We start from the raw sequence: 25,882 nt of genomic DNA on the forward strand, positions 1-25,882 counted from the left end.
CTGGTCTTGAGGCATCAGGAAGTCATGACTTACCAGGCAATAAACAATACGATTGCCAAACCAACCAAGCCAAATTTAGTGGCTTTGTAGGCAGTCCGGTTTGCTTTTTTAAACGCACGACGGTTTTGATCAATGATCCAGTGGTAATGCGTCAGTTTATTGACAAGGCCTGTCTGATCGGTTTCGGCATTGGGAGAACTCGCAGCGGACATGGCGATTTTGCTAAACCAGTGGTTGAGCCACTCGGCCCAGCGCCATTTAAGTGGGCGTTCGATGTCGCAAAATAAAATGATGCGATTTTGCTGGGTCTTATTGTAGGCATCGTGCACATAAGTTTCATCGAAAATGACGCCTTTTCCATCGCGCCAGCTATGTCGAATGCCATCCACGTCGATATAGCAGAGGTCGTCGTTCGGTGTCGCCAATCCGAGGTGGTAGCGCAAAGACCCCGCAAAAGGGTCTCGGTGCGGGTTGAGTTGACCGCCTGGAGGGAGCTCCGCGAATATCGCGGCCTTGACCGAGGGAATCTGGTTGAGTAGGGCGACTGTTTTAGGACACAAAGCGATCGCGGAAGGGTGTTTGGCGTCATACCATTTCAGGTAAAAGCGCTTCCAGCCGTACTTGAAAAAAGAATTAAAACCAATGTCGTTATGGAGTTCGGGGGCTTTGATTTCTCGCAAACTTGCCAGATGCAGAGCCTCGTCGCGGATGGTTTCCCAGTTGTCTTCGAGCAATTTGAGCTCGGGCATCGTGTCAATAGAAATATAGGGGGTTGTCGGCACGCGCGAGGCCAGCACCATGAATGCATTGATGGGGGCCAAAATACTCGAATGATCCAGCATTTGGCGCCCAAGGGGAAGTCTGACGCGACCGCGTAAGTGAGCAAAGAGAACGGCGGCAAGCCAGGTTTCCAGAACAGTCCATTTCATGCAGTATTCCTTGCTCAAACGTTGTGCCGCAAGCTCGCGGCAGTCTTGCTCAAATTGCGACTAAAAATAACGATAGGTGTTCTAACAAAAGGTACAATTGACCTATGTCAGAAAGCGTCCATTCTCAGCCCTTCGTTCACCTTCGCATCCATTCCGAATACTCGGTTGTAGACGGTACCGTGCGCATTCCGGAGCTCATCCGTCGGGTTGCACAGTTCGGCCAGCCCGCAGTCGCTTTGACAGACCTGTCTAACGTGTTCGGTTTAATCAAGTTCTACAAAGAAGCCCGCTCGGCAGGCATCAAGCCAATCGCAGGTTGCGACATTTGGCTGACAAACGACGAAGACCGCGACAAACCATTTCGTATTTTACTTCTCGTCGCGAGTCGTGTGGGATATTTGACGTTATGTGAGCTCTTGACCCGTGCCTGGCTCACAAATGCCCATCGCGGCCGCGCTGAAATGCGCCGAGAGTGGCTTGTCGGGGCACAAGGCTTGATTGCCTTGTCAGGTGCGCGCGCCGGCGATGTCGGCCAAGCCTTGATGGCTGGCAACTCGGAGTTGGCGAAAACCTTGGCGCTGCAATGGAAAAATGTTTTTCCTGGCACCTATTACATCGAACTTCAGCGCACCGAAGCCGAGGCGGATCAGTCTTATGTCCGCGCGGCGCTTGCTTTGGCCTCCGAGTGTGATTTGCCCGTGGTGGCGACACATCCTGTACAGTTTCTAGGATCCGAGGATTTTCACCCTCACGAAGCCCGAGTCTGCATTTCCGAAGGTGAAATCCTCACGAATCCCCGCCGTCCTCGTCATTTCACGCCCGATCAGTATCTGCAATCAACCGAAGCCATGGTTGAGCGATTTAGTGACGTGCCCTCTGCCTTGGCCAACGCGGTGGCGATTGCGCAGCGCTGCAATTTGACGCTTGTGCTTGGGCAGCCTCAGTTGCCTGACTTTCCAACGCCAGAGGGCTTTTCTCTGGATGATTATCTGATTCATCTCTCTGAAATTGGTCTTGAAAAACGGATGTTGCAGTTGTTTCCGGATAGCGTCGCGCGAACCCGCGCGACCCCTCAGTATTCGGCTCGTCTGGCGCTTGAGTGCCAAACCATCATTAAGATGGGTTTCCCCGGGTACTTTCTGATCGTTCAGGATTTTATTAACTGGGGCAAAAGCAATGGCGTACCTGTGGGGCCGGGCCGTGGTTCGGGAGCGGGCTCTTTGGTTGCGTATTCTTTAGGCATTACTGACCTGGATCCCATCCGCTATGACTTGCTGTTTGAGCGCTTTCTCAACCCCGAGCGGGTGTCGATGCCTGACTTCGATATCGACTTTTGTCAGGATAATCGCGAGCGCGTCATCGAGTATGTCAAACAAAAGTACGGTCGCGAGGCGGTTAGTCAAATCGCGACCTTTGGTACGCTCGGAGCCAAAGCGGTTGTGCGCGATGCCGGACGCGTGCTCGATATGCCCTACATGCTTTGCGATGGTCTGTCCAAGCTGATCCCACATAATCCTGCTGACCCCTGGACGCTCGATCGCGCGCTCAAAGACGAACCTTCTTTCAAAGCCCGCTACGAATCCGAAGAGGAGGTCCGTGCGTTAGTGGATCTCGCCCGTCCGTTGGAGGGCCTGACGCGCAACGTCGGGATGCATGCGGGCGGCGTGCTGATCGCTCCGGGTAAGCTCACTGACTTCTGTCCGCTTTATTGTCAGCCTGGTCAAGAGGGCAGCGCCTTTTCCCAGTTCGATAAGGACGACGTCGAGGCCGTGGGACTGGTCAAGTTCGACTTTTTGGGTTTGCGCAACCTGACGATTTTGGATTGGGCGGTACGTTTTGTACGTGCCTTCAATCCTGCGATGCGTGACTTTGACATCATGTCCTTGTCGCTGGATGATCCCGCAACCTACCAAATTCTCTGCGACGCCAATACGACAGCGGTCTTTCAGCTCGAATCGCGTGGCATGAAAGAGCTGCTTAAAAAGCTCCGTCCGAACACCTTCGAAGACATCGTCGCTGTGTTGGCGCTATTCCGTCCTGGCCCGCTCGAGTCTGGCATGGTGGACGATTTCGTAAACCGTAAACACGGTCGCGCTTCGGTGGACTATTTTCACTCTGATCTTGAAAACACACTTAAAAGCACCTACGGTGTGATTGTGTATCAAGAGCAGGTGATGTTGATCTCGCAAATTATCGGTGGTTATTCACTCGGTGGCGCAGATTTACTCAGACGCGCCATGGGCAAGAAAAAGCCCGAGGAAATGGCGGCGCACCGTCAGTTGTTCGAGCAGGGCGCGATTAAAAAGGGCTATGACGCCAAACTCGCGGTCAAGCTTTTCGACTTGATGGAGTTGTTCGCAGGCTACGGCTTCAACAAATCACACTCTGCGGCCTACGCGCTGATCGCTTATCAGACTGCCTGGCTCAAGGCGCATCATCCCGCTGAGTTCATGGCGGCGACCTTGTCGTCCGACATGGACGATACCGGCAAGGTTCAGATTTTCTGGCGTGATTGCCTGGCCAATGGCATCAAGGTGTTACCGCCCGATGTGAATGCTTCAGGCTATCGTTTCGAGCCGGTTTCCGACGAGCACTCGGCAAAAGGTTTGCCTCCACGTACGCTTCGCTACGGAATGGGCGCCGTCAAGGGGACGGGGCAGGGAGCGGTCGAGGAGATTTTACGTGCACGTGCGGACGGCCCTTTCGCTTCTTTATTCGACTTCTGCCGCAGAATTGATCGCCATACGGTCAATCGACGCAGCATTGAGGCGTTGATTCGGGCGGGGGCCTTTGATCAGATCGAGCCGAATCGGGCCGCGCTCATTGCCTCACTTGGCACAGCGCTCGAAGCTGCGGAGCAAGCCGCCCGAAGTGCCAACCAGGTGTCTTTGTTTGGCGATGACGGTGCGGATGTGGTTGAAAGCGAGCTGGCGCAGTGCGCGCCCTGGGATCTACACGCTCGCCTGTCCGAAGAAAAACTTGCGTTGGGTTATTTTTTCAGCGGACATCTGTTCGATGCCTGGCGCGCAGAGGTTAGGAATTTTGTGACCAAAGCCTTAAATCGGCTTGAGCCTTCCCGTGATCTTCAATGGTTAGCTGGTGTGATTTCTGGGTCGAGAACGATGATCACCCGCCGGGGGAAAATGCAGTTTGTCTTACTGGATGACGGGACCTCCCAAGTCGAGGTGTCTGTCTATAGCGAGCTGATGGAGCAACATCGTCAGCGTTTGCGCGATGATCAGCTCCTGATTGTTCAGGCCAAGGTCACGAACGACGAGTATTCTGGTGGGATGCGCGTGGTGGCCGAGCAAATTTACGATTTGCAACTCGCTCGGGAGGCGCGTGCCAAAACCTTGCGTATTCGTCTCAATGGGAATGCTGATGCGGTCATGTTAAAACGCATGCTTAATCCTTTTCGGGCCGCACCGGAAAATGGTATGCCCGGCACTCCCGTCGAGATTCAGTATGAGACAGAGGGTGCATTGTGTACGCTCAGACTGGATGAGTCTTGGCGCGTCAGGTTGTCTGACAAACTAGTCGCGCAGCTGACGGATTGGACTTCGTTGGCAGATGTCGAAGTCGCCTACAAATAATAGTGATTTAGCACAATGCAAGACAAGCAAACTCTGAGAATCCTCCACTCCGAAGCTGCGACCGATTTTGGTGGTCAGGAGCACCGCATCTTCAAAGAAATGATGGCGATGCGTAATGCGGGACATCATCTTGAGGCGGTGTGTCAGCCCCATGCCGAACTCACTCTGCGCTTGCAAGGTGCAGGCTTTGTCGTTCACACGATGGAGATGGATGGCCCGATGAATTTTATTCGTGGTGTCGTCAACATGCGCCGTATTCTTAAACATGGTCGCTTTGACGTGCTTAATACCCATAGTCGCCGGGATACGATCATTTGCGCGACGGCAGGCAGGTTGGCGGGTACGCCTCTGATTGTGCGTACGCGTCATCTTGCCAACCGGGTCAATTCGCTCTTGTCCTATACGTGGCTCCCACATTGCGTGACAACGGATAGTCACTTTGTCCGCAGTCAGTTAATCACCAAAGGTGTTGCCCCTGAGCAGATTGAAAATATTTACACGCCGGTTTTTAAACCTGCACCAATTGACCAGTCGACTTTGCGGCAAGAGCTCGGTTTGACAGCTCAGGATGTCGTAGTCGGTTGTGTCGCAGCCCTGAGGCCGACCAAGGGGCATCTTGAACTCGTTCGAGCCATGGCTCCTCTGTTTTTAGAAAAAAGTCATTTGCATTTGGTCATCGTGGGGAGTGGTGGGGCTGTTTTCAGTGCTCTCACACAAAAAATTGCGACGCTCGGTCTTGAAAAACGCGTTCACTTAATGGGTAGAAGAGACGATGTGATGAATCTGATGACGGGTTTTGACATGTTTTGCATGACGACACGCCTCGAAGCCAGTGGCATGGTGTATCTCGAAGCAGCGTGTGCCAAAATCCCTGTCATTGGAACGGCTGTCGGAGGCGTTCCGGAGATGCTGGTGGATGGTCATTCAGGTTTTCTCGTTGAGTTAGATGACGATCAAAGCTTGAGAGACATCATCACTAAGCTCAGCGAGGATCCCGAACTCAGAAAAAAAATGGGGCGTGCGGGATATGACCGGATTTGGAATGACCCCGCTTCAGAATTCACCCCAGAGGCATTGGTACGTAGAACCGAGCAATGTTATGGTCATTGGCTGAGTCAAGGACACCCCCTTCGAAGACGGTTAAAAATGGTGCAGCATGACTGAGATGCAACAGCCCATGGGGACTGCCCGGGCCATTCCCATCTTGATGTATCACCAAATTGACATACCTGCTCCCAGAGGAACTTCCTTTCGGAGTTTGACGGTTCATCCCAAAAGTTTTAAGCGCCAAATGTACTGGATGCACAAGCTCGGTTATCGCGGGCTGAGTATGCGAGACCTGATGCCCTATCTTAAGGGGGAGCTGACCGGAAAGGTTTTTGGGATTACGTTTGATGATGGATATCGTAATGTTTTTAAGCATGCACTTCCTGTCCTGACTCAACTCGGTTTTACTTCGACCAATTACCTTGTGGCCAATCAGTTTGACGGAGGCAACGTTTGGGATGCGCAAAACAACGTTCCCTTTTCCCCTCTCATGTCTCAAACCGAGGCGAGGGAGTGGACTCAAGCTGGGCAGGAGGTCGGTTCTCACACGCTTGATCATGTTCACTTGCCGGATTTAGCCATTGAACAGGCGCGACATCAAATCGCTTATTCTCGTCTCATGCTTGCCGATGCAGTCAACTCAGAAGTAACTGCGTTTTGTTATCCGTATGGTCAGTTTTCCCCCAGACACGCTGAGTTGGTCATCGAGGCCGGATATCGCAGCGCTACGACGACTCAACGAGGATTGGCGGGCGCAAAAGACTCTCCTTTTCTGCTCCCGCGAGTGGGAGTTTGGCGCTCGACGCACTTGCTACAGTTTTTTCAAAAGTGTTTGACGCATTATGAGGACCGCAGACGTGGCTGAGCGTTTGCGGATTGCGCTCATTACGGAACGTTTCGGTCGCAAATTTGGCGGGGCTGAAGCCTATGCGGTCAATCTGTTTGAAATATTGACTAAACGACATGATGTCACTGTCATCGCCTGTGAGTTTGATCACGATCTGCCTGTCACTGAGATTTCCGTTAAAAGATTCAAGGGGTTGCCGAGCTGGATGCGTGCGTTGCATTTTGCATACTGCGCCAAGAAACTCACCTCTTCAGGCTTTGATGTCGTGCATTCACATGCGATGGGGCCGGCAGGAGATGTTCATGTTTTCCATGTCGTCCCGGTCAAATATCGCCGTTTTTTTATGCGTGCCAGATGGCGCGGGTACTTGAGCTACCTTGAGCCTCATAATATTGCCCATCTATGGCTTGAGTCGTCCTCGTTGCTCTGTGTGCCTGGACATCAGGTGGTCGCGGTGTCGCCTAGCGTGACCCAGCAACTTCAGACGGCGTATCCTGCAATAGCGTCAATAGAAATGATTCCACCGGGTGCGCATATGCAAAGCCTCGACCCTCTCTTGAGGTCAAGCATCCGTCAGAAGCTTGGTTGGCAAGATACGGATATCGTTTGCCTCTTAGTCGCCCGAAATCCTCTAAAAAAAGGGTTGGCTGTCTTGCTGCAAGCACTTGACACGCTACCAGAGCACTACAAACTCGTTGTGCTAGGCGCAGACGCTGAGTCAAAACAATATTTATTTCATCATCATTCTGAAAAGAATACGCGTGTGAGATTGCTCGAACCGACCTCCAACGTTTCTGCTTATTACCAAAGTGCCGATATTTGTGTGCATCCGACACTTCGGGATAGTTTTGCGATGGCGCCGCTGGAAGCCATGGCGCACGGTTTGCCGGTCGTCCTGAGTGCCGAGCAGTATTGTGGTTTTGCAGCCTACGTCAGGCATCAGCATGATGCCTGGGTGCTTGACGATCCAAGAGACGACAAGCAATTGGCTGAGGCCATTTGTGGGTTAGGCGAGAGCCCACAATTGAGAGAGAAGTTTGTGCGCGAAAGTCATGCGCTGGTACAGACATTTTCCTGGGAAACGGTCGCGCAGCGTTATGAGACCGTTTATGCGAGGGTGTTGACTCAGAAAAAAGTGTCTCAGAGCCAGCCTCGTATCCAGTAACCCAAAATGCCGAGATACTCTTTGATGATGGTTCTGCTCGCGTCGAGACTCCGAAGCTGTGGCAACCAGATATCCGGTGCGTTTGAATCAGGTAGGACGATCTGAGGCCCGCTGCCGGCCGAGGTGACTTTGATCCCTCGCTTCTCGAGGCTTGCTAATGCCCTAGGCATGTGAAGTGCCGAGGTGACGAGTAACGCGCTCTTGAGCTTATGGCCGCGCATGATGATGTCAGTAAATCTGGCATTTTCAGAAGTGTTGCGACTGTCATTTTCCATTAGCAGAGCGGAGTCTGGGATCCCACGCTGCCTTAGTATGCGAGCCATGATCTGAGCCTCACTGACTTTTCCTTCGCGAGCACGACCAGACAACAAGATCCTTGGCGCTCTTCCTGCGAGATAAAGCGCTTCGGCGCGATCAATCCGGTCGATTGCTGTCGCGCGCTTATAAGGCTCAAACCAGTTCGCCCGATTCCCCTGAGTGTGGCCACCGAACACAACGATCACATCCGCGCGAGGTAGGTCTTTCGGGTCTTTGTGGGGATGGCGAGACTCAAGTAGCCCGCCTAAAAAAAGAGTCGTGACAGGAAGTGACCATGCCAGTACCCAACATATCGCGACGACCGACAGGATAATGGCAAGGGCGCGCTGTTTAATCACGCTCAGTAAAACTGCGACGGCCAATAAAATCAGACAGAGGCCGGGGGGATACAGAAGAAGATTGGCGAATGGGATTGAGTCAAGCAATGGCTTTACCCTGCCTTAGGATGTCAACAATTGTTGAACGCGCGTCACCACTTCAACCGTACTCGGCCATTGCCCGTTGTTCCCCAAATTGCAACTCTTGTTGCTCCAGGGGCCTGTCCGCTCGACGTCTGTGACGCCAAATAAAGTGAGCTGTTGCGCACCTGCCGCAGCACATAAGTGCGCGACGCCGGAATCATTGCAAATCACCAGTGTTGACATTTTCGTCAGAGCACAAAAAGCACCTAAGTCCAAGGGACGTATGCAGTCCACTGTCGGAGCGGTACGATTAGCCTGTATTTGCTCGTCTTCGGGTGGGCACATGGCAACCTTGACGCGATTGTTCTGGAGAATTCGGGCGAGCGCATCAAAATGCGGCCAAACTTTTTTTTGACCTCGGTGCAGACCGGTCGCTGTGGGCGCAATCAACACAAAGTGGCCGCTTTTTAAACCCGCTTCGCGAAGTGCCGCCGCCGCCGCTTGTTTGTGTTCGTTGGTGATAGGCAGCGTGCAAGAATCTTTGAGCGTTGCTTGCGAGGTATCGTAACCCCAGCACTGCAGCGCGCGTTTGGTCAGTTCGAACCAAGCGTGAGCGGCGTGGAGTTTCTCGGCGGGTTTGGTTTGCGGCCATTTCAAGAGTAGCGAGCGCCCATCATCGCGCCAGCCAACGCTTTTAAAGCCAGCCAGTCGAAAGGTGAGTGCGCTTGTGAAGGAGTCTGGCATCAGTAAGGCATGATGGTGGGAGGGGTTTTGTTGCCTCCAGTCACGAAGCGCTTGAACATTGGCTTTGAGGGAGTCTTTCATTTCTATAAACCCCTCTGTGCGCAAGCCTGATAGGAGCGATTTGGCCCATCCGCGCGCACACACGACGAAGGGTACGCCAGCTTGGCTAAGCAAATCTAAAGCAGGGAGGCACATGCAAGTGTCTCCGATCCAGTTTGGAAGGCGGACAAGCACGACGTTGGAATATTTTGTTGGAGTTGAGGCGGTCATGATCAAATTTAATCAGGGAATAGGCACATTGCATTCTAATGACTAAGATTGGCTCAGGCGGGTAAAATCAGAAAATTATTGTTTTTAGAGCCACATTTTGACTTCAACTGCCAGAACAGCGTCTGAGTCTTCCCAAGCGCTCAAAAATAACCTGTGGATGCGCATTTACGGTCGCGTTGGCATGTATTGGAAAGGCCTGGTCATCGCCGTGCTTTGCATGGCGGGCGCTGCCGCGACCCAGCCAACCTTGGCGTTGGCGATGAAGCCTTTACTCGACGAAGGCTTTTCTGGATCAAAGCCAGAATATGTTTGGCAAGTTCCCATTGTCATCATCAGCATGATTTTTTTACGCAGCATTTGTAATTTTTTCAGCGACTATTTGCTAGCATGGGTTGCGAACAATGTATTACTTGGTGTTCGCCGCGATATGTTTGAAAAGCTGTTGACGATGCCTGACAGTGAGTTTAAAAAAGGCGACACAGGCAGGTTGCTCAACAGATTTACGGTAGATGCCGGCAACGTCACCAGCTATGCCACTGAGGTCATCACGGTTATTGTGCGCGAGTCCTTGATCGTGCTCGCCATGATTGGTGTACTCCTTTATATGTCTTGGGAGCTGACCCTTATTATTTTGGTGACGATGCCGGTCTCGGTTTTAATTTCTCGCAACTTCATCGCCCGCCTCAGGCGAATCAACCAAGATACGGTCAACATGAACGCTGAACTGACGCGTGTCGTTGGCGAAGGGATCGACGGGCAGAGGATCGTCAAACTTTTCGATGGGTACGCATTTGAGCGCAGCCGGTTCTCCTATGTCAGTAGCCGTCTTAGGCGTTTTGACATGCGTGCAGCCATTTCCGATGCTGCGATGACACCTATTACGCAGGTCATCATCGCCATCGCAGTGGCAGCTGTGATTGCCGTCGCGCTTAATCAGGCAAATACGGGTACTTTGACCGTAGGAAGTTTTGCTGCCTTCATGGCGGCACTCGCTCAAATTTTTGATCCAATCAAGCGTCTAACAAAAGTCGCGGGCAAGATGCAAAAAATGCTGGTTGCAGCAGAGAGCGTTTTTACTCTGGTCGACCAGCCCTCCGAGCCTGAAACTGGTACGGGTCGGTTCGAGGGCAGGGCACTGGGTCGGGTTGAGTTTCGGCACGTCTCGCATCGTTTTTCTGACGCTCAGAACGATACCTTGACTAACGTCACGATTTCTGTGGAGCCTGGTCAAACGGTTGCGTTAGTCGGGCGATCGGGCAGTGGCAAGACGACGCTGGTCAATATGTTGCCGCGGTTTGTTTCACCCTCGGGCGGGGAGATCATGATTGATGGTCGTGACATCGCCTCTTTAGATCTGCGGGCGATGCGCGAACAGCTTTCTCTTGTGAGTCAGGATGTTGTCTTGTTCGATGACACGATCGCGGTCAATGTTGGTTATGGTGCTTTGCATGATGCTTCTGAAGCAGAAATCATGAGGGCACTGGATGCGGCAAACCTCCTTGATTTTGTTAAAGGTTTGCCCCTCGGTCTTCAGACACGGGTGGGAGAAAATGCGACACGCTTGTCTGGAGGACAACGACAAAGGCTCGCAATTGCCCGCGCACTGATTAAAAATGCGCCTATCTTGATTCTCGACGAAGCAACTTCCGCATTGGACAATGAGTCCGAACGTCAGGTTCAGGCCTCCCTGGAAACCTTGATGAAGGGACGGACGACTTTGGTCATTGCGCATCGCCTCTCGACCGTTCAAAATGCGGACAAGATCGTCGTGATGGATCAAGGTCAGGTTGTTGAGCAAGGCTCGCATAGCGAGCTACTCGCGCGCGCAGGCGCATATGCCGCGCTCTATCAAATGCAATTCCGAGAAGATGTGGAGACCTAAATCATGCCGCAAAGCCCTATCTCGCTGTCCGAACAAATAGCCGATGCAGCCCTCAGGAGATTTGGTGAATCTGTGCTTGTTCCGGAGGATTTGACCGGTGGTGAGGAGCTCTTGCGGATGCTCACACACAGCTCCCATCGAAAATGGTCTGCTCAACCCATCTCACAAGAGCTCCTTGACTTGTTGTTCGCCTGTGCGCTCTCTGCGCCATCTAAGTCTGATTTACAGCAAGCAGACATCGTGCATGTCGCAGATCGAGTCCGAGTCAAAGCGATCGCAGACTTGATTCCCGACATGCCGTGGATCAACGATGCACCCGTATTGTTGATGTTTTGCGGGAATAACCGCAGGATCAGACAGATTGGGCAATGGCGTGGTAAAACGTTTGCCAATGATCACCTTGATCACTTCATGAATGCGGCGGTCGATGCGGGGATCGTGCTCGCACAGTTTATTCGGGCAGCCGAGGCGGTTGGCTTGGTGACGGTTCCGATTAGTGCCGTCCGTAATCACCCCGAAAAGACTAGCGAGCTTCTTGGCTTGCCAGAGGCTGTTTTTCCCGTCGCGGGTCTATGCCTTGGCTACCCTTTGGAGTCTGGGCGCATCACCCCAAGATTACCGCGGTCGGTGACTACGCACCTCGATCAGTTTAGCGAGTTAGACCTCAGGGAGCAGATCGATCGCTATGACGCCCGTCGTCACGCGTTATTCCCCCTTCGTAGGCAACGCCATTCAAATATCTATCCGGATGCGGATTTCAACGGCTGGTCCGAAGACAAGGCCCGTCATTACTCAGTTCCGGAGCGCGCCGATTTTGGCGCTTTTGTCCGAAGTAAAAAATTTAGCTTGAAGTAAAGTAAATATAAAAATTCAGATAACTAAAGGGAGTATTGGGTGAGCACAAAAATAAGCAATACCAACTCAAACAGCGAAAGTGACGATATCCAGACGCTCGCCAGACTAGCGGGACTTGAGCGTGCGATGTTGCGCTTCCCCGAGGATGTCAACACCGCTGCCCGAACAGCCTTGAAAATTCGTGCTTCCTTGAGTTTACCCATCGACAATACGGCCGAAGCCTGGCCCGTCATGCAGGTGAAATCATGATGCACTGGATGACCGCCTCCGAAATCAGCCAAGGCTATGCCGCAGGCACACTCTCTCCAGTGACGGTGATTGAAACGTTGCTTTCGCGCATTGATGCTCTGCAACCTCAATATCGCGCGTTTATTCAGCTTGATCGTGAAGCCGCACTCCAAGCTGCGCGCCAAGCCGAGCGGGAGATCAAAGCCGGGCGAAGTCTTGGTCCCTTGCACGGGGTTCCGGTCGGAATCAAAGATATCATCGATATGAAGGGACAACGCACGAGCTGTCATTCGAAAGTGATGCTTGATCATGTCGCAGCCGATGACGCTTCGGTGATTACCGCTTTGCGTGCCGCTGGTGCGATTCTGTTCGGTAAATTAGCGTTGCATGAGTTTGCGATCGGTGGTCCTTCTTTTGACTTGCCTTTCCCGCCCGCCCGAAACCCATGGAATATCGCTCACCATCCAGGTGGCTCGTCCTCCGGCTCCGGGACCGCACTGGCTGCTGGATTCTTGCCACTTGCCCTTGGTACGGATACTGGAGGCTCTGTGCGTCATCCTGCCGCTGCTTGCGGTCTTGCAGGCCTTAAACCGACCTATGATCTCGTTTCACGTCGCGGCGTTTATCCGTTGTCCATGTCGCTCGATCATGTCGGGCCGATGGCGCGATCGGTTCAAGACCTTGCCTTGTTGTTGGATGCGATGGTGAAAACTTCGTCTGCACCTCAAACCAGCAGGCCAGAGACTTACTCAAAAGACCTCAAGTCTGGCGTGAAAGGTTTGCGAATCGGCTTCATCCGTCATTTTCATGAAAAGGATGAACACGCTGACCCCGAAGTCACACGGGCTTTGAATGAAGCGTGCGATGTATTTCGTAAACTGGGGGCGCAGGTCAAAGACATTACGTTGCCGACACTTCAAGAGTTCAGCGCCCCGCAGAAAATCATTCTGATGTCAGAGGGTTGGGCGATCCATGCCCGTAATTTGCGCAATCGGCCTGAAGACTATGCGGAAATGTCGCGTCGCAAACTGCTATGCGGCGCCTTCTTAAGTGCGGGTGACTACGTGCATGCGATGCAATCGCGCGGCGTGTTGATTGATGCGGTAAATCAGGCGTTTGGGGAGGTTGACATCTTGCTGGCGGCTAACTCTTTTGATCCCGCATGCCGCATTGACGATGCGCAAGAGGTTTTGCGAACGTATACGAGGCAGGCACGGGTGCCTTTCAACCTAACCGGTCACCCCGCACTGGCCATGATGAGTGGCTTAGCCAGCAATGGTTTGCCACTATCGCTGCAATTGATCGGCAAGAATTACGATGAGGTCACTGTGTTGCGTGCTGGGGCGGCCTTTGAGCAAGCCACCCCTTGGCACAAGATGCATCCCGAACTTTCCTGAGGAAGGATCAGGAGAGCTCTTTTCTGACGATTTTCGCCCCTTCGGCAAGCGATCGTAGCTTGCCAAAGGCGACATCTCTAGGCAGATATTTCATCCCACAGTCTGGGGCAGGAATCATATTTTCAGCCGCCACATACTTGAGTCCTGCGCGGATACGCTCAGCCACCTGTTCTGGCGTTTCAATCTCGTGTGTGCCAAGATCTAGGACGCCCAGCATGATTTTTTTTCCTGCAAGATCGCTCAAGACGCCAAGATCAAGCCGGGGTTGTGCGGCTTCGATAGAAATTTGCTTTGCAATCGTGTCGCTCAAACCGGGTAGAAAAGAGTATCCCGTTGGTTTTTGGCCTTTGACCACAGCCGCATAGCCAAAACACAGATGCACGATGGTCGGCACAGTGATGCCTTGGAGCGCACGATTAATGGCTTTGACCGCATAACGTTTTGCCGCTTCGGGGTCGTGCCGTAACCAAGGTTCGTCGAGCTGAATAAAATCCGCGCCAGCCGCTTGCAAGTCCAATGCTTCTGCATTAACTGCTGCAGCAAAGTCCATGACCATTTCTTCGTCATCGGCATAAAACTCATTTTTGGCTTGTTGCCCCATCGTGAAGGGGCCGGGCAGGGTGATTTTTGCCAGACGATCTGTATTGGCTTTCAAAAATTGCAAATCACGGATTTCAACGGGGTGCGTACGTACGATTTTGCTGACCACGCGGGGGACAGGCGTTTTCAAGCCCGCTTTTGACGTAATGATAGCGGGGATATCACCATCAACACCCTCGAGTTCCATCGCAAAACGGTTTGAATAGCTCTCTCGTCTGATTTCGCCATCGGTAATGATGTCGATGCCCGCGCGTTCCATATCCCGGATCGCCAGAATCGTCGCATCGTCTTGCGCTTGTTCGAGGCGTTCGGCGGGAATGCGCCAGATCTCCTGCTGTCGTGTGCGCGGGACGCCTTTGGAGAGTTGTTCGCGGTCGACGAGCCAGTCAGGCTGAGGATAACTGCCCACCACAGTGGTGGGCAGGAGTAATGCAGAGTGCGTTTGCTTCATGTTTAGTTGGCGCTTGCGCCTGAGTCCTTCACGATTTTGCTCCACTTCGCCAATTCGGTGACCGTGAAGTCATTGAACTGTTGTGTTGTCATTGGCGTGATGATCAAGCCCATATTTTTAAAGCGCTCTTGCACCTCAGGGTCTGCCAACACTTGTGTTGTGGCTTTATACAATTTCTCAACAACATCTTTTGGCATGCCTGCAGGACCTGCTAGACCCCACCAAGGGCGAAGATCATAGCCTTTGACGGTGTCGGAAATCGGTGGCACTTCGGGTGCAATCGGGCTGCGCTCGCTCGTGGCCACGCCTAAAGCACGGAGTCGGCCGTCTTTCACATGCGGGTAAATCACCGGTACGTGGTAGAACGTCATGGAAACAGTGCCTGCGAACAGATCAGTAAAGCCTTGGTTGATGTTCTTGTAAGGGACGTGCTGAATGTCGATGCCAGCCAATGTTTTCAGAAGCTCGCCCGCCATATGTGGTGAGGTACCGGAACCCGCGGAGATATAGGTCAACTTACCCGGATTTTTTTTAGCGTAAGCAATCAACTCAGCCATGTTGTTCGCGGGGATCTTTGGATTGATCGCCAACATGTTGGGCGCCGACACCATCAATGCGATGTGTGTAAAGTCCTTGATCGGATCAAAGTTTACTTTTTTGTACAGGGTCGGGTTAGTCGCGTTGGTCGCGCTGTTCGAGAAGGTCAATGTGTAGCCGTCTGGAGCGGCGCGCGCAACGAATTCAGCTGAAATATTGCCACCTGCGCCGGCTTTGTTTTCAACAATGACGGATTGCCCTAACAATTTACCTAACTTGTCTGCATAGACGCGTGCGATCACATCGGTGGTTGTGCCGGCTGAAAAGGGCACGACAAATCTGATGGGTTTGTCTGGATAGTTTGACTGGGCACTGACGGAAGAAAAACTCAACGCTCCTGCCACTGCAAAAGATGCGAGACCTAAAAGGCGTGCTGCGCTTAATGTTGAAAACTTCACCATATGTTTCTCCTCTGGATTTGTTTGGTGTCTTATTGAGAACCTCAACTGAGTTTAGCCTCCAAGCACCCAGTTTGGAGGCTTTCTCATATCCATATGATCCTGTATTGACAAGATCTGATTCATTGTCACCTAACCCGTGCTGTTCCCCGCAGCAGTCACAGTTGACGTTTGATTGTTGTCAATGTCGCCGTGCACTAAGTCAATACAATGTCATACTGCTCTTGCGTATAGTCCATCGCAACTTCAAGAGATATTTTTTTGCCGATAAAGTCCCCCAACATGGCGAGATGCTGACTCTCTTCTTCTAAAAACAAGTCAATCACGCCTTGAGAGGCGAGTATTCTGAATTCGCGGGGGTTAAATTGCTTAGCCTCGCGCAGGATCTCTCTCAAAATGTCATAACAGATACTTTTATTGGTGCGCACATGACCTCTGCTTTGGCAGGTCGGGCAGGGCTCGCACAACTGATGCGCGAGCGAGTCCCGCGTCCGCTTGCGGGTCATTTCTACTAAGCCAAGTTGTGAAAATCCATTCACGGTCATTCTTGTGCGGTCAAAAGAGAGCGCTTTATGGAGCTCGGCGAGCACCGCATCGCGATGTGCAACATCATCCATATCGATAAAGTCGAGAATAATGATGCCGCCCAGATTTCTGAGTCTCAGTTGACGGGCAATCGCTTGTGCGGCCTCGAGGTTGGTCTTGAAAATAGTGTCATCAAAATTCCTGCCCCCGACAAAACCTCCTGTGTTGACATCAACCGTGGTCAACGCCTCTGTTTGGTCAATGATTAAGTAGCCCCCTGACTTGAGATCGACCCGTCTTGAAAGCGCTCGAATAATTTCCTCCTCGATGTTGGCCGTATCGAATAAGGTGCGCTCGGCGCTGTAATGTTTGATGCGCTCAGAAACCGAGGGCGTATAAATGTCAGCCCAAGCTTTAAGCTCACTGCTGACAGTACGAGAGTCGATCAAAATCTGGTTCGTGAGCGGGGTCACCATATCCCTCAGGACGCGTTGAGCGAGTGTGAGATCTTGATGCAGCAGGCTGCTGGCTGGAAGGGTCCGCGCGCCTTGTTGAACATTAGCCCAGAGTTTTTTGAGGTAGGCGAGGTCTGCTTCGAGCTCCTCGTTCGTCGCGCCTTCGGCTTGAGTGCGAACAATGAACCCGCCTTTTTCTTCGGGCGAGACGAGGGCTTGTAGTCTCTCACGCAGCGCCTGGCGGTCAGACTCAGAGCCGATTTTTTGAGAAATACCGATATGAGGCTCGTGCGGAAGATAGACCAACATTCTTCCCGCAATGCTGATTTGTGAGGATAAGCGCGCCCCTTTAGTGCCTAGTGGGTCCTTAATGACCTGCACCATGAGACTCTGGCCTTCGAATATCAACTTTTCAATGGGCGTCTGGGGTGTCGTGAGTGCACGCTCACTGCGGTTTTCCCTCAGGTCAGCAATATGAATAAAAGCAGCCCGTTCAAGCCCGATCTCAACAAAAGCGCTTTGCATGCCAGGTAAAACACGTACGACTTTGCCTAAATAAATATTCCCCACCTGGCCGCGCTGTGTGCTGCGTTCCATATGGAGTTCTTGCACCGCACCACGCGCCACGAGGGCCACACGTGTCTCAAAGGGCGTGACGTTAATCAGAATATCTTCAGTCATAGAAAGTCAGTCTCAAATAATGCCTAAGTAATTGTGCTATATTAGCGGGCTTGGCTTTAAAGATGTGCTGATGTTTTAGATTCAGGTTTAGATTCTTTAGGTTTAGTTTTATTACGGATGGCAAGTCAGTACTTCATATACTTGCATTGTCTTAGTCGGCGATGTGATCCGCAAAAATGCTTTAATAATTTTGCAATATGATGAAAACTGATTTGACATGGATAAAAAACTCCTTCATAATCTCGTCTCTCTGCTTCTGGTGAATAACTAAAAGAAAAAAAATAGTGGAAACACTAGCAGTGCAGATTTAGCGGTACCTTGTTCTTTAAAAATTTGACAACCGATAAGTGTGGGCGCTTGGAATGAGTGTCGCAGGTTGCTGTGCTGTAACAGGTGCAGTGATTGCAAACGAAATCAAGTGCTCACAAAGAAGTTTGGAAATGAATATTAAGTGTCAAAGCTTGATATAAATAACCTCACTTCCTTTGAGCAGCGACGTATAACCGGCCTGAGGAGACTTGGGTCAAGGAAATACGATTTATACAGAGATTAAACTGAAGAGTTTGATCCTGGCTCAGATTGAACGCTAGCGGGATGCCTTACACATGCAAGTCGAACGGCAGCGCGGACTTCGGTCTGGCGGCGAGTGGCGAACGGGTGAGTAATGTATCGGAACGTGCCTAGTAGCGGGGGATAACTACTCGAAAGAGTGGCTAATACCGCATACGCCCTACGGGGGAAAGGGGGGGATCGCAAGACCTCTCACTATTAGAGCGGCCGATATCGGATTAGCTAGTTGGTGAGGTAAAGGCTCACCAAGGCGACGATCCGTAGCTGGTTTGAGAGGACGACCAGCCACACTGGGACTGAGACACGGCCCAGACTCCTACGGGAGGCAGCAGTGGGGAATTTTGGACAATGGGGGAAACCCTGATCCAGCCATTCCGCGTGTGCGATGAAGGCCTTCGGGTTGTAAAGCACTTTTGGCAGGAAAGAAATCGCACCAATTAATACTTGGTGTGGATGACGGTACCTGCAGAATAAGCACCGGCTAACTACGTGCCAGCAGCCGCGGTAATACGTAGGGTGCAAGCGTTAATCGGAATTACTGGGCGTAAAGCGTGCGCAGGCGGTTCGGAAAGAGAGGTGTGAAATCCCAGGGCTCAACCTTGGAACTGCACTTTTAACTACCGAGCTAGAGTATGTCAGAGGGGGGTGGAATTCCGCGTGTAGCAGTGAAATGCGTAGATATGCGGAGGAACACCGATGGCGAAGGCAGCCCCCTGGGATAATACTGACGCTCATGCACGAAAGCGTGGGGAGCAAACAGGATTAGATACCCTGGTAGTCCACGCCCTAAACGATGTCAACTAGCTGTTGGGGCCTTCGGGCCTTAGTAGCGCAGCTAACGCGTGAAGTTGACCGCCTGGGGAGTACGGTCGCAAGATTAAAACTCAAAGGAATTGACGGGGACCCGCACAAGCGGTGGATGATGTGGATTAATTCGATGCAACGCGAAAAACCTTACCTACCCTTGACATGTCTGGAATCCCGAAGAGATTTGGGAGTGCTCGCAAGAGAACCGGAACACAGGTGCTGCATGGCTGTCGTCAGCTCGTGTCGTGAGATGTTGGGTTAAGTCCCGCAACGAGCGCAACCCTTGTCATTAGTTGCTACGAAAGGGCACTCTAATGAGACTGCCGGTGACAAACCGGAGGAAGGTGGGGATGACGTCAAGTCCTCATGGCCCTTATGGGTAGGGCTTCACACGTCATACAATGGTCGGGACAGAGGGTCGCCAACCCGCGAGGGGGAGCCAATCCCAGAAACCCGATCGTAGTCCGGATTGTAGTCTGCAACTCGACTACATGAAGTCGGAATCGCTAGTAATCGCGGATCAGAATGTCGCGGTGAATACGTTCCCGGGTCTTGTACACACCGCCCGTCACACCATGGGAGTGGGTTTCACCAGAAGTAGTTAGCCTAACCGCAAGGGGGGCGATTACCACGGTGGGGTTCATGACTGGGGTGAAGTCGTAACAAGGTAGCCGTATCGGAAGGTGCGGCTGGATCACCTCCTTTCAGAGCAGCGTACACGAAGCGAAAGCGTCCACACTTATCGGTTGTTTATTTAGGAAACAAGGTAGAAGTATTGTGCGGGTTGCCAGAGATGGTGGTGCGCGCGAGAGGGTTTTATGCCAGTCGGCCGGGTCTGTAGCTCAGCTGGTTAGAGCACCGTCTTGATAAGGCGGGGGTCGATGGTTCGAGTCCATCCAGACCCACCAGGGTTTATGGGGGATTAGCTCAGCTGGGAGAGCACCTGCTTTGCAAGCAGGGGGTCGTCGGTTCGATCCCGTCATCCTCCACCATTTGACTGGTGATCAAAATAAGCGGTTGGTAGTGTTTAACTCTTAGTGTTCTGAGTCTATCGAATCAATCGAGACTTAGAGTCCTAAGAGTTAGGCATTTATTTTAAGCATTTTGTTTAATGCATGTGTCTGATGCAATACCTTGTTCTTTAACAATCTGGAAGAAGCACAACGAAAGTTTTTGGTTGTCTTGGCGCAAGCATATTGATACGAGAGTGTTGGTGTGGTTGTGGCGAGGAGCTAATAAATGGGTTGTGATTGCATTATTAATTTGTTCAATTCTCAAGCAGTATGGCGTGTTGACACTACGGTGTTTACACTGCGATACGGCGCCAAAGAGTAAAGAAGAGCGACACAAACGCTAGACCAAGCGAGACTTATAGCCTGTATGGTTATAGGATCAAGCGACTAAGTGCACATGGTGGATGCCTTGGCGATCACAGGCGAAGAAGGGCGTGGTAGCCTGCGAAAAGCTACGGGGAGCTGGCAAACAAGCATTGATCCGTAGATGTCCGAATGGGGAAACCCACCGCGCAAGCGGTATCCCAGACTGAATACATAGGTCTGAGGAGGCGAACCGGGCGAACTGAAACATCTCAGTAGCTCGAGGAAAAGAAATCAACCGAGATTCCGAAAGTAGTGGCGAGCGAAATCGGAAGAGCCTGTACGTTTTAGCAGTTGGGATAGTTGAAGGGGATGGAAAGCCCCGCCGTAGCAGGTGATAGCCCTGTAGACGAAATTCTGATTGTGGAACTAAGCGTACGATAAGTAGGGCGGGACACGTGTAATCCTGTCTGAAGATGGGGGGACCATCCTCCAAGGCTAAATACTCGTGATCGACCGATAGTGAACAAGTACCGTGAGGGAAAGGCGAAAAGAACCCCGGAAGGGGAGTGAAATAGATCCTGAAACCGTGTGCATACAAACAGTAGGAGCCTCGAGAGGGGTGACTGCGTACCTTTTGTATAATGGGTCAGCGACTTACATTCAGTGGCAAGCTTAACCGAATAGGGAAGGCGTAGCGAAAGCGAGTCCGAATAGGGCGTCTAGTCGCTGGGTGTAGACCCGAAACCAGGTGATCTATCCATGGCCAGGTTGAAGGCACGGTAACACGTGCTGGAGGACCGAACCCACTAATGTTGAAAAATTAGGGGATGAGCTGTGGATAGGGGTGAAAGGCTAAACAAACCTGGAAATAGCTGGTTCTCTCCGAAAACTATTTAGGTAGTGCCTCTCGTATTACTGCCGGGGGTAGAGCACTGTTATAGCTAGGGGGTCATGGCGACTTACCAAACTATGGCAAACTCCGAATACCGGCAAGTACAGCGAGGGAGACAGAGCACCGGGTGCTAACGTCCGGACTCAAGAGGGAAACAACCCAGACCGCCAGCTAAGGTCCCAAACTATCGCTAAGTGGGAAACGAAGTGGGAAGGCATAGACAGTCAGGAGGTTGGCTTAGAAGCAGCCATCCTTTAAAGAAAGCGTAATAGCTCACTGATCGAGTCGTCCTGCGCGGAAGATGTAACGGGGCTAAGCGATAGACCGAAGCTGCGGGTTTGTCATTTATGACAAGCGGTAGGAGAGCGTTCCGTAAGCCTGCGAAGGTAGCTTGTAAAGGCTGCTGGAGGTATCGGAAGTGCGAATGCTGACATGAGTAGCGATAAAGGGGGTGAAAAGCCCCCTCGCCGTAAGTCCAAGGTTTCCTGCGCAACGTTCATCGGCGCAGGGTGAGTCGGCCCCTAAGGTGAGGCAGAGATGCGTAGCTGATGGGAAGCAGGTTAATATTCCTGCACCATTGTATGATGCGATGGGGGGACGGATTGCGAAAGGTTATCAGGGTGTTGGATGTCCCTGTTGCTGCATTGGAGAAGGCGCTTAGGTAAATCCGGGCGCGGGATTCAAGGGTGTGGCACGAGCGAACTTGTTCGCGAAGTAACTGGAAGTGGTTCCAAGAAAAGCCTCTAAGCTTCAGTCATACAAGACCGTACCGCAAACCGACACAGGTGGACGGGATGAATATTCCAAGGCGCTTGAGAGAACTCAGGAGAAGGAACTCGGCAAATTGATACCGTAACTTCGGGAGAAGGTATGCCTCGGTAGTGTGAAGAGCTCGCGCTCGGAGCATGATGAGGCCGCAGAGAATCGGTGGCTGCGACTGTTTATTAAAAACACAGCACTCTGCTAAGACGAAAGTCGACGTATAGGGTGTGACGCCTGCCCGGTGCCGGAAGGTTAATTGATGGGGTGCAAGCTCTTGATCGAAGCCCCGGTAAACGGCGGCCGTAACTATAACGGTCCTAAGGTAGCGAAATTCCTTGTCGGGTAAGTTCCGACCTGCACGAATGGCGTAACGATGGCCACACTGTCTCCTCCTGAGACTCAGCGAAGTTGAAGTGTTTGTGATGATGCAATCTACCCGCGGCTAGACGGAAAGACCCCATGAACCTTTACTGTAGCTTTGCATTGGACTGTGAACCGGCCTGTGTAGGATAGGTGGGAGACGTTGAAGCGTGGTCGCTAGATCGCGTGGAGTCAACCTTGAAATACCACCCTGGTTTGTTTGCGGTTCTAACCTTGGCCCGTTATCCGGGTCGGGGACAGTGCATGGTGGGCAGTTTGACTGGGGCGGTCTCCTCCCAAAGTGTAACGGAGGAGTTCGAAGGTACGCTAGGTACGGTCGGAAATCGTGCTGATAGTGCAATGGCATAAGCGTGCTTGACTGTGAGACTGACAAGTCGAACAGGTGCGAAAGCAGGACATAGTGATCCGGTGGTTCTGTATGGAAGGGCCATCGCTCAACGGATAAAAGGTACTCTGGGGATAACAGGCTGATACCGCCCAAGAGTTCATATCGACGGCGGTGTTTGGCACCTCGATGTCGGCTCATCTCATCCTGGGGCTGTAGCCGGTCCCAAGGGTATGGCTGTTCGCCATTTAAAGAGGTACGTGAGCTGGGTTTAAAACGTCGTGAGACAGTTTGGTCCCTATCTGCCGTGGGCGTTGGATACTTGACGGAGCCTGCTCCTAGTACGAGAGGACCGGAGTGGACGTACCTCTGGTGTACCGGTTGTCATGCCAATGGCATTGCCGGGTAGCTATGTACGGAAGAGATAACCGCTGAAGGCATCTAAGCGGGAAACTCGTCTGAAGATTAGGTATCCCGGGGCCTAGAGCCCCCTGAAGGGTCGTTCAAGACCAGGACGTTGATAGGTCAGGTGTGGAAGCGCAGTAATGCGTTAAGCTAACTGATACTAATTGCCCGTGCGGCTTGATCCTATAACCCTACAGGTTATTCTGTTTGTTATAGCGTTTAAGTGTCGTTCAAATAAATTAAGTCATTAAGGCGTAGTTGATCTGTGGTGTTGTCAACACCACGCGAGGGTCGCTACACAAGTAACAATCCCAACGTAGTTTAAAAGTTCGAACGCAAGTCGTTCACACACACCAGATTCGTCGTTGCGCTTCTTCCCAGATTGGAATTGCTGAAAAGCCGTTGTCCGTACCCTGCGTACGCACAAGGCGCCTCAGCAGTTCAACAAGCTACGCTTGACGACCATAGCGAGGTGGTCCCACCCCTTCCCATCCCGAACAGGACCGTGAAACACCTTAGCGCCGATGATAGTGGACGTACGTCTGTGAAAGTAGGTCATCGTCAAGCTCTTACCCTCAAAACCCCTCAGGCCTTGCCTTGAGGGGTTTTGTCTTTGGGCGATAGATCACAGTGACATCACGTTTGTGTGGTGCACGTACGCCAATTATGTAAGATAATTGCTATGCATGAGTGTGAGGTGTTCAAGTGAAATATCCAAAATACTTTTCAAGACACTCATCGATTACTTAAGGAGCGTTGCAAATGTCGAATGAACAAAGCCCAGAAAGCAAACCCCCCATTGATTTGCGCACGCTGACTCAAGTTGCCTATGCCCTGTTTGCAATTGGTTTACTGAGTGGCGGCATGTTTGGTATTGCGACCATTGCGGCGATGGTTTTGCTCTATGTAAAAAGGCCAGACGCAGCCGGTACAGTTTATGCCTCTCATTTTGATTGGCTGATGCAGACTTTCTGGTGGGGATTGCTTGCCCTGGTGATTAGCGGTATCGCTACCTATATTTATATCGGTTGGCTTGGAGTGGTTGCGACAGGAATTTGGATTTTGTATCGTCTGATTAAGGGATGGCTGGCACTCCTAGAGTGGAATGCCCCCAACTAATTGATCAACACCTTTAATACAAAAAGGGCGCTTAAAAAAAGCGCCCTTTTTTAATCATTTGAAAAAACCAAATCGGTTTATTTCAAATAACGATTTATTTCAAATGACCGCTGACAATTTTTGTCAGTTCGAACATTGAGACCTGAGCCTTGCCAAACAGAGGCTTGAGCTTTTCGTCGGCATTGATATTGCGACGATTTTTGGGATCTTGCAGGTCATGCTTTTTGATGTAGTCCCAAATCTTTTTCGTCACTTCTGTGCGAGGCACAGCGGCAGCGCCAATCACGGCAGCCAGCACAGCACTCGGTGTCAAGGCTTTCATGAATGCGGCGTTGGGGGTGCGTGCCACTTTCTTTGCAGCTGGTTTAGCGGCAGCTTTCTTTACCGCAGCTTTTTTCACTGCAGGTGTTTTTGCAGCGACTTTTTTGGCGGCAACTTTTTTCACTGCAGGTGTTTTTGCAGCGACTTTTTTGGCGACAACTTTCTTTGCGGCTGGTTTCTTGGCGGTGGCCATATGGGCTCTCCTAGTGGAACAGATTAATGTGCACAACGGGCGCAGCATAACGCTTCTCACAGTGAAAGACAAAGAATTTATAGAGAACGTCGCAAAATTGTCTCAAATGACCGGGTTGCTTGACCTCCTTGTAAAAACAAATAAGACGTATTCAGAGCAACTCAAGACGGGTAAACTCTGCGCTGTGATCAATTTTCTGACGCTAAAACTATGCAACCAAGATCTCCGCTTGCTGCGATTCAAATGTTCCACAAAGAGCTCATGGCGGTCCGAAGGGATTTGCATGCCAATCCTGAGCTCGGTTTCGAAGAAGTCCGGACCTCCGGCATTGTGGCGGGTGCCCTCACCGCGCTTGGCGTCGAAGTGCATAGAGGGATCGGGAAAACAGGCGTTGTGGGGGTGATTAAAGGTCAACGTAGCGACTCCGGCAAAATGATCGGACTGCGTGCAGATATGGACGCCTTGCCGATGAGCGAGGACAGCACGGCGGAATACTGCTCAAAGGTGCCAGGGATGATGCATGCGTGTGGCCATGATGGCCATACGACGATCCTGCTTGGCACTGCTAAATATCTGATGCAAAACAGAAATTTCAATGGCACTGCAATTTTGATCTTTCAACCGGCCGAAGAAGGGCTGGGTGGCGCAAAAGCAATGGTCGAAGACGGTCTGTTTGAAAGATTTCCCTGTGATGCGATTTATGCGCTGCACAACTGGCCGGGCCTGCCTGCGGGAGTGGTAGGGATCAATCCTGGACCGATGATGGCCGCTTCGGATAAATTTGACATCACCATCCAAGGACGTGGTGGCCATGGTGCGCATCCCTACCAGACGATCGATCCGATCGTGGTGGCGGCCAATATGGTGACGGCTTTACAAACAATTGTTTCAAGAAACGTACATCCGCTCGAGGCGGCTGTGCTGTCTTTTGGACATATCCACGCGGGATCAGCTTCGGCCGCAAGCGTGATTCCTGGTCAGGCCAAACTAGTTGGGACTGTGCGGACATTCAGTGATGATGTGCAAAAAGTGGTTGAGGCGCGGATGCGCACACTGATCGCGTCGATCGCCGAGGGCTATGGTGCCAAGGCTGAGTTCAATTACTTGCGTAACTATCCTGCCACCATTAACACCTCGGCTTGCGCGCATTTTGTCGCCGATGTGGCAACAGACCTTTTTGGTGCGGAGCGCGTGGTGCGGGATCTGACCCCTTCGATGGGGTCTGAAGATTTTTCCTTTATGTTGAAAAAAGTGCCTGGTGCTTACTTTCGTTTAGGTCAGGGTGGTGCCGAGGAAGGTAAATTCCTGCACAACCCCAAGTTTGATTTTAATGACGACGTGATCCCCGTTGGAAGCGCAACCTTCGCCGCCTTGGTTGAGCGCAGCATGCCTCTTTAGGGCGCAA

Annotated in this window: 17 protein-coding genes, 2 tRNA genes and 3 rRNA genes; 15 read left to right on the forward strand and 7 right to left on the reverse strand. The window is 51.8% G+C overall.

Features of this window, described 5'->3' with window-relative positions; genetic code table 11:
* Window positions 1-29: 29 nt before the first annotated feature.
* Window positions 30-929: an aspartyl/asparaginyl beta-hydroxylase domain-containing protein gene (locus tag AC8GE9_RS04960; RefSeq protein WP_506676006.1), complete on the reverse strand. Its 900-nt coding sequence runs from the start codon at window positions 927-929 to the stop codon at window positions 30-32.
* Window positions 930-1,033: 104 nt separating this feature from the next.
* Between AC8GE9_RS04960 and dnaE the strand changes: the two genes are divergently transcribed.
* Genes dnaE through AC8GE9_RS04980 form a run of 4 tightly spaced genes read left to right on the forward strand, consistent with a single transcriptional unit; the run spans window position 1,034 to window position 7,581 of the window.
* Window positions 1,034-4,522, forward strand: coding sequence for a DNA polymerase III subunit alpha (gene dnaE / locus AC8GE9_RS04965; RefSeq protein WP_506676007.1), 3,489 nt, complete (start codon window positions 1,034-1,036; stop codon window positions 4,520-4,522).
* 15 nt (window positions 4,523-4,537) lie between these two features.
* Complete coding sequence (locus tag AC8GE9_RS04970) at window positions 4,538-5,686, forward strand: glycosyltransferase family 4 protein (RefSeq protein WP_506676008.1); 1,149 nt, start codon at window positions 4,538-4,540, stop codon at window positions 5,684-5,686.
* Window positions 5,679-6,434, forward strand: coding sequence for a polysaccharide deacetylase family protein (locus tag AC8GE9_RS04975; RefSeq protein WP_506676009.1), 756 nt, complete (start codon window positions 5,679-5,681; stop codon window positions 6,432-6,434). The genes AC8GE9_RS04970 and AC8GE9_RS04975 overlap by 8 nt, the downstream gene beginning before the upstream one ends.
* A complete protein-coding gene (locus tag AC8GE9_RS04980; RefSeq protein WP_506676010.1) occupies window positions 6,427-7,581 on the forward strand; it encodes a glycosyltransferase family 4 protein in 1,155 nt (384 codons plus the stop codon). The genes AC8GE9_RS04975 and AC8GE9_RS04980 overlap by 8 nt, the downstream gene beginning before the upstream one ends.
* On the opposite strand, the gene AC8GE9_RS04985 is transcribed toward AC8GE9_RS04980, so the two are convergent.
* Together AC8GE9_RS04985 and AC8GE9_RS04990 are read right to left on the reverse strand one after the other, a co-directional pair.
* Window positions 7,557-8,324, reverse strand: a complete 768-nt coding sequence (locus tag AC8GE9_RS04985) for a YdcF family protein (RefSeq protein WP_506676011.1) — start codon at window positions 8,322-8,324, stop codon at window positions 7,557-7,559. The two genes, AC8GE9_RS04980 and AC8GE9_RS04985, sit on opposite strands and share 25 nt — an antisense overlap.
* Window positions 8,325-8,339: 15 nt before the next feature.
* Window positions 8,340-9,239, reverse strand: coding sequence for a glycosyltransferase family 9 protein (locus AC8GE9_RS04990; protein ID WP_506676012.1), 900 nt, complete (start codon window positions 9,237-9,239; stop codon window positions 8,340-8,342).
* Between the two features lie 172 nt (window positions 9,240-9,411).
* On the opposite strand from AC8GE9_RS04990, the gene msbA reads away from it, so the two are divergent.
* The 4 genes from msbA to AC8GE9_RS05010 are packed head-to-tail and all read left to right on the forward strand — an operon-like array spanning window position 9,412 to window position 13,676.
* Window positions 9,412-11,196 carry a lipid A export permease/ATP-binding protein MsbA gene (msbA, locus tag AC8GE9_RS04995; RefSeq protein WP_506676013.1) on the forward strand — a complete coding sequence of 595 codons (1,785 nt, stop codon included), beginning with the start codon at window positions 9,412-9,414 and terminating at the stop codon, window positions 11,194-11,196.
* Between the two features lie 3 nt (window positions 11,197-11,199).
* On the forward strand, window positions 11,200-12,051 hold the full coding sequence (locus AC8GE9_RS05000; RefSeq protein WP_506676014.1) for a nitroreductase family protein: 852 nt from the start codon (window positions 11,200-11,202) through the stop codon (window positions 12,049-12,051).
* Between the two features lie 39 nt (window positions 12,052-12,090).
* Window positions 12,091-12,300, forward strand: coding sequence for a hypothetical protein (locus AC8GE9_RS05005; RefSeq protein ID WP_506676015.1), 210 nt, complete (start codon window positions 12,091-12,093; stop codon window positions 12,298-12,300).
* Window positions 12,297-13,676 carry an amidase gene (locus tag AC8GE9_RS05010; protein ID WP_506676016.1) on the forward strand — a complete coding sequence of 460 codons (1,380 nt, stop codon included), beginning with the start codon at window positions 12,297-12,299 and terminating at the stop codon, window positions 13,674-13,676. The genes AC8GE9_RS05005 and AC8GE9_RS05010 overlap by 4 nt, the downstream gene beginning before the upstream one ends.
* A 7-nt stretch (window positions 13,677-13,683) precedes the next feature.
* On the opposite strand, the gene AC8GE9_RS05015 is transcribed toward AC8GE9_RS05010, so the two are convergent.
* From AC8GE9_RS05015 to rng, 3 genes are all read right to left on the reverse strand, one after another.
* Window positions 13,684-14,727 carry a hypothetical protein gene (locus AC8GE9_RS05015; RefSeq protein WP_506676017.1) on the reverse strand — a complete coding sequence of 348 codons (1,044 nt, stop codon included), beginning with the start codon at window positions 14,725-14,727 and terminating at the stop codon, window positions 13,684-13,686.
* Window positions 14,728-14,729: 2 nt separating this feature from the next.
* The gene (locus AC8GE9_RS05020) at window positions 14,730-15,725 is read right to left on the reverse strand and encodes a Bug family tripartite tricarboxylate transporter substrate binding protein (RefSeq protein ID WP_506676018.1); all 996 of its coding nucleotides are present in this window, start codon (window positions 15,723-15,725) and stop codon (window positions 14,730-14,732) included.
* A 194-nt stretch (window positions 15,726-15,919) separates the two neighbouring features.
* Window positions 15,920-17,383, reverse strand: coding sequence for a ribonuclease G (gene rng, locus AC8GE9_RS05025; RefSeq protein WP_506676019.1), 1,464 nt, complete (start codon window positions 17,381-17,383; stop codon window positions 15,920-15,922).
* 551 nt (window positions 17,384-17,934) lie between these two features.
* Here rng and AC8GE9_RS05030 point away from each other — a divergent pair.
* The 6 genes from AC8GE9_RS05030 (at window position 17,935) to AC8GE9_RS05055 (ending at window position 23,963) form a co-directional block, all read left to right on the forward strand.
* Window positions 17,935-19,465: ribosomal RNA gene (locus AC8GE9_RS05030) — 16S ribosomal RNA — on the forward strand.
* Between the two features lie 126 nt (window positions 19,466-19,591).
* Window positions 19,592-19,668: transfer RNA gene (locus AC8GE9_RS05035), tRNA-Ile, on the forward strand.
* Window positions 19,669-19,676: 8 nt separating this feature from the next.
* Window positions 19,677-19,752: transfer RNA gene (locus AC8GE9_RS05040), tRNA-Ala, on the forward strand.
* A gap of 398 nt (window positions 19,753-20,150) precedes the next feature.
* Window positions 20,151-23,029 (forward strand): 23S ribosomal RNA (locus AC8GE9_RS05045).
* A 269-nt stretch (window positions 23,030-23,298) separates the two neighbouring features.
* A 5S ribosomal RNA gene (gene rrf / locus AC8GE9_RS05050) occupies window positions 23,299-23,411 on the forward strand.
* The 16S, 23S and 5S rRNA genes sit together here with 2 tRNA genes alongside, the layout of an rRNA operon.
* Before the next feature lie 195 nt (window positions 23,412-23,606).
* Complete coding sequence (locus tag AC8GE9_RS05055; RefSeq protein ID WP_506676020.1) at window positions 23,607-23,963, forward strand: DUF4870 family protein; 357 nt, start codon at window positions 23,607-23,609, stop codon at window positions 23,961-23,963.
* Window positions 23,964-24,057: 94 nt separating this feature from the next.
* Here the strand turns inward: AC8GE9_RS05055 and AC8GE9_RS05060 are convergent, their stop codons facing one another.
* Entirely contained in the window at window positions 24,058-24,477 is a 420-nt protein-coding gene (locus tag AC8GE9_RS05060) for an SWIB/MDM2 domain-containing protein (protein ID WP_506676021.1), read from the reverse strand.
* Between the two features lie 210 nt (window positions 24,478-24,687).
* Here AC8GE9_RS05060 and AC8GE9_RS05065 point away from each other — a divergent pair, with 210 nt between their 5' ends.
* Window positions 24,688-25,875: a M20 aminoacylase family protein gene (locus tag AC8GE9_RS05065; protein WP_506676022.1), complete on the forward strand. Its 1,188-nt coding sequence runs from the start codon at window positions 24,688-24,690 to the stop codon at window positions 25,873-25,875.
* Window positions 25,876-25,882: the final 7 nt, after the last annotated feature.

The sequence above is a fragment of the Zwartia lucis genome (assembly GCF_965234455.1).
GTDB lineage: Bacteria > Pseudomonadota > Gammaproteobacteria > Burkholderiales > Burkholderiaceae_B > Zwartia > Zwartia lucis.

Excerpts from the sequence above, each read along its gene's own strand:
- AC8GE9_RS04960 (WP_506676006.1), bottom strand. The coding sequence starts at position 929 with ATGAAATGGACTGTTCTGGAAACCTGGCTTGCCGCCGTTCTCTTTGCT.
- dnaE (WP_506676007.1), top strand. The coding sequence starts at position 1,034 with ATGTCAGAAAGCGTCCATTCTCAGCCCTTCGTTCACCTTCGCATCCAT.
- AC8GE9_RS04970 (WP_506676008.1), top strand. The coding sequence starts at position 4,538 with ATGCAAGACAAGCAAACTCTGAGAATCCTCCACTCCGAAGCTGCGACC.
- AC8GE9_RS04975 (WP_506676009.1), top strand. The coding sequence starts at position 5,679 with ATGACTGAGATGCAACAGCCCATGGGGACTGCCCGGGCCATTCCCATC.
- AC8GE9_RS04990 (WP_506676012.1), bottom strand. The coding sequence starts at position 9,239 with ATGTGCCTCCCTGCTTTAGATTTGCTTAGCCAAGCTGGCGTACCCTTC.
- AC8GE9_RS05000 (WP_506676014.1), top strand. The coding sequence starts at position 11,200 with ATGCCGCAAAGCCCTATCTCGCTGTCCGAACAAATAGCCGATGCAGCC.
- AC8GE9_RS05010 (WP_506676016.1), top strand. The coding sequence starts at position 12,297 with ATGATGCACTGGATGACCGCCTCCGAAATCAGCCAAGGCTATGCCGCA.
- AC8GE9_RS05015 (WP_506676017.1), bottom strand. The coding sequence starts at position 14,727 with ATGAAGCAAACGCACTCTGCATTACTCCTGCCCACCACTGTGGTGGGC.
- AC8GE9_RS05020 (WP_506676018.1), bottom strand. The coding sequence starts at position 15,725 with ATGGTGAAGTTTTCAACATTAAGCGCAGCACGCCTTTTAGGTCTCGCA.
- rng (WP_506676019.1), bottom strand. The coding sequence starts at position 17,383 with ATGACTGAAGATATTCTGATTAACGTCACGCCCTTTGAGACACGTGTG.
- AC8GE9_RS05055 (WP_506676020.1), top strand. The coding sequence starts at position 23,607 with ATGTCGAATGAACAAAGCCCAGAAAGCAAACCCCCCATTGATTTGCGC.
- AC8GE9_RS05060 (WP_506676021.1), bottom strand. The coding sequence starts at position 24,477 with ATGGCCACCGCCAAGAAACCAGCCGCAAAGAAAGTTGTCGCCAAAAAA.
- AC8GE9_RS05065 (WP_506676022.1), top strand. The coding sequence starts at position 24,688 with ATGCAACCAAGATCTCCGCTTGCTGCGATTCAAATGTTCCACAAAGAG.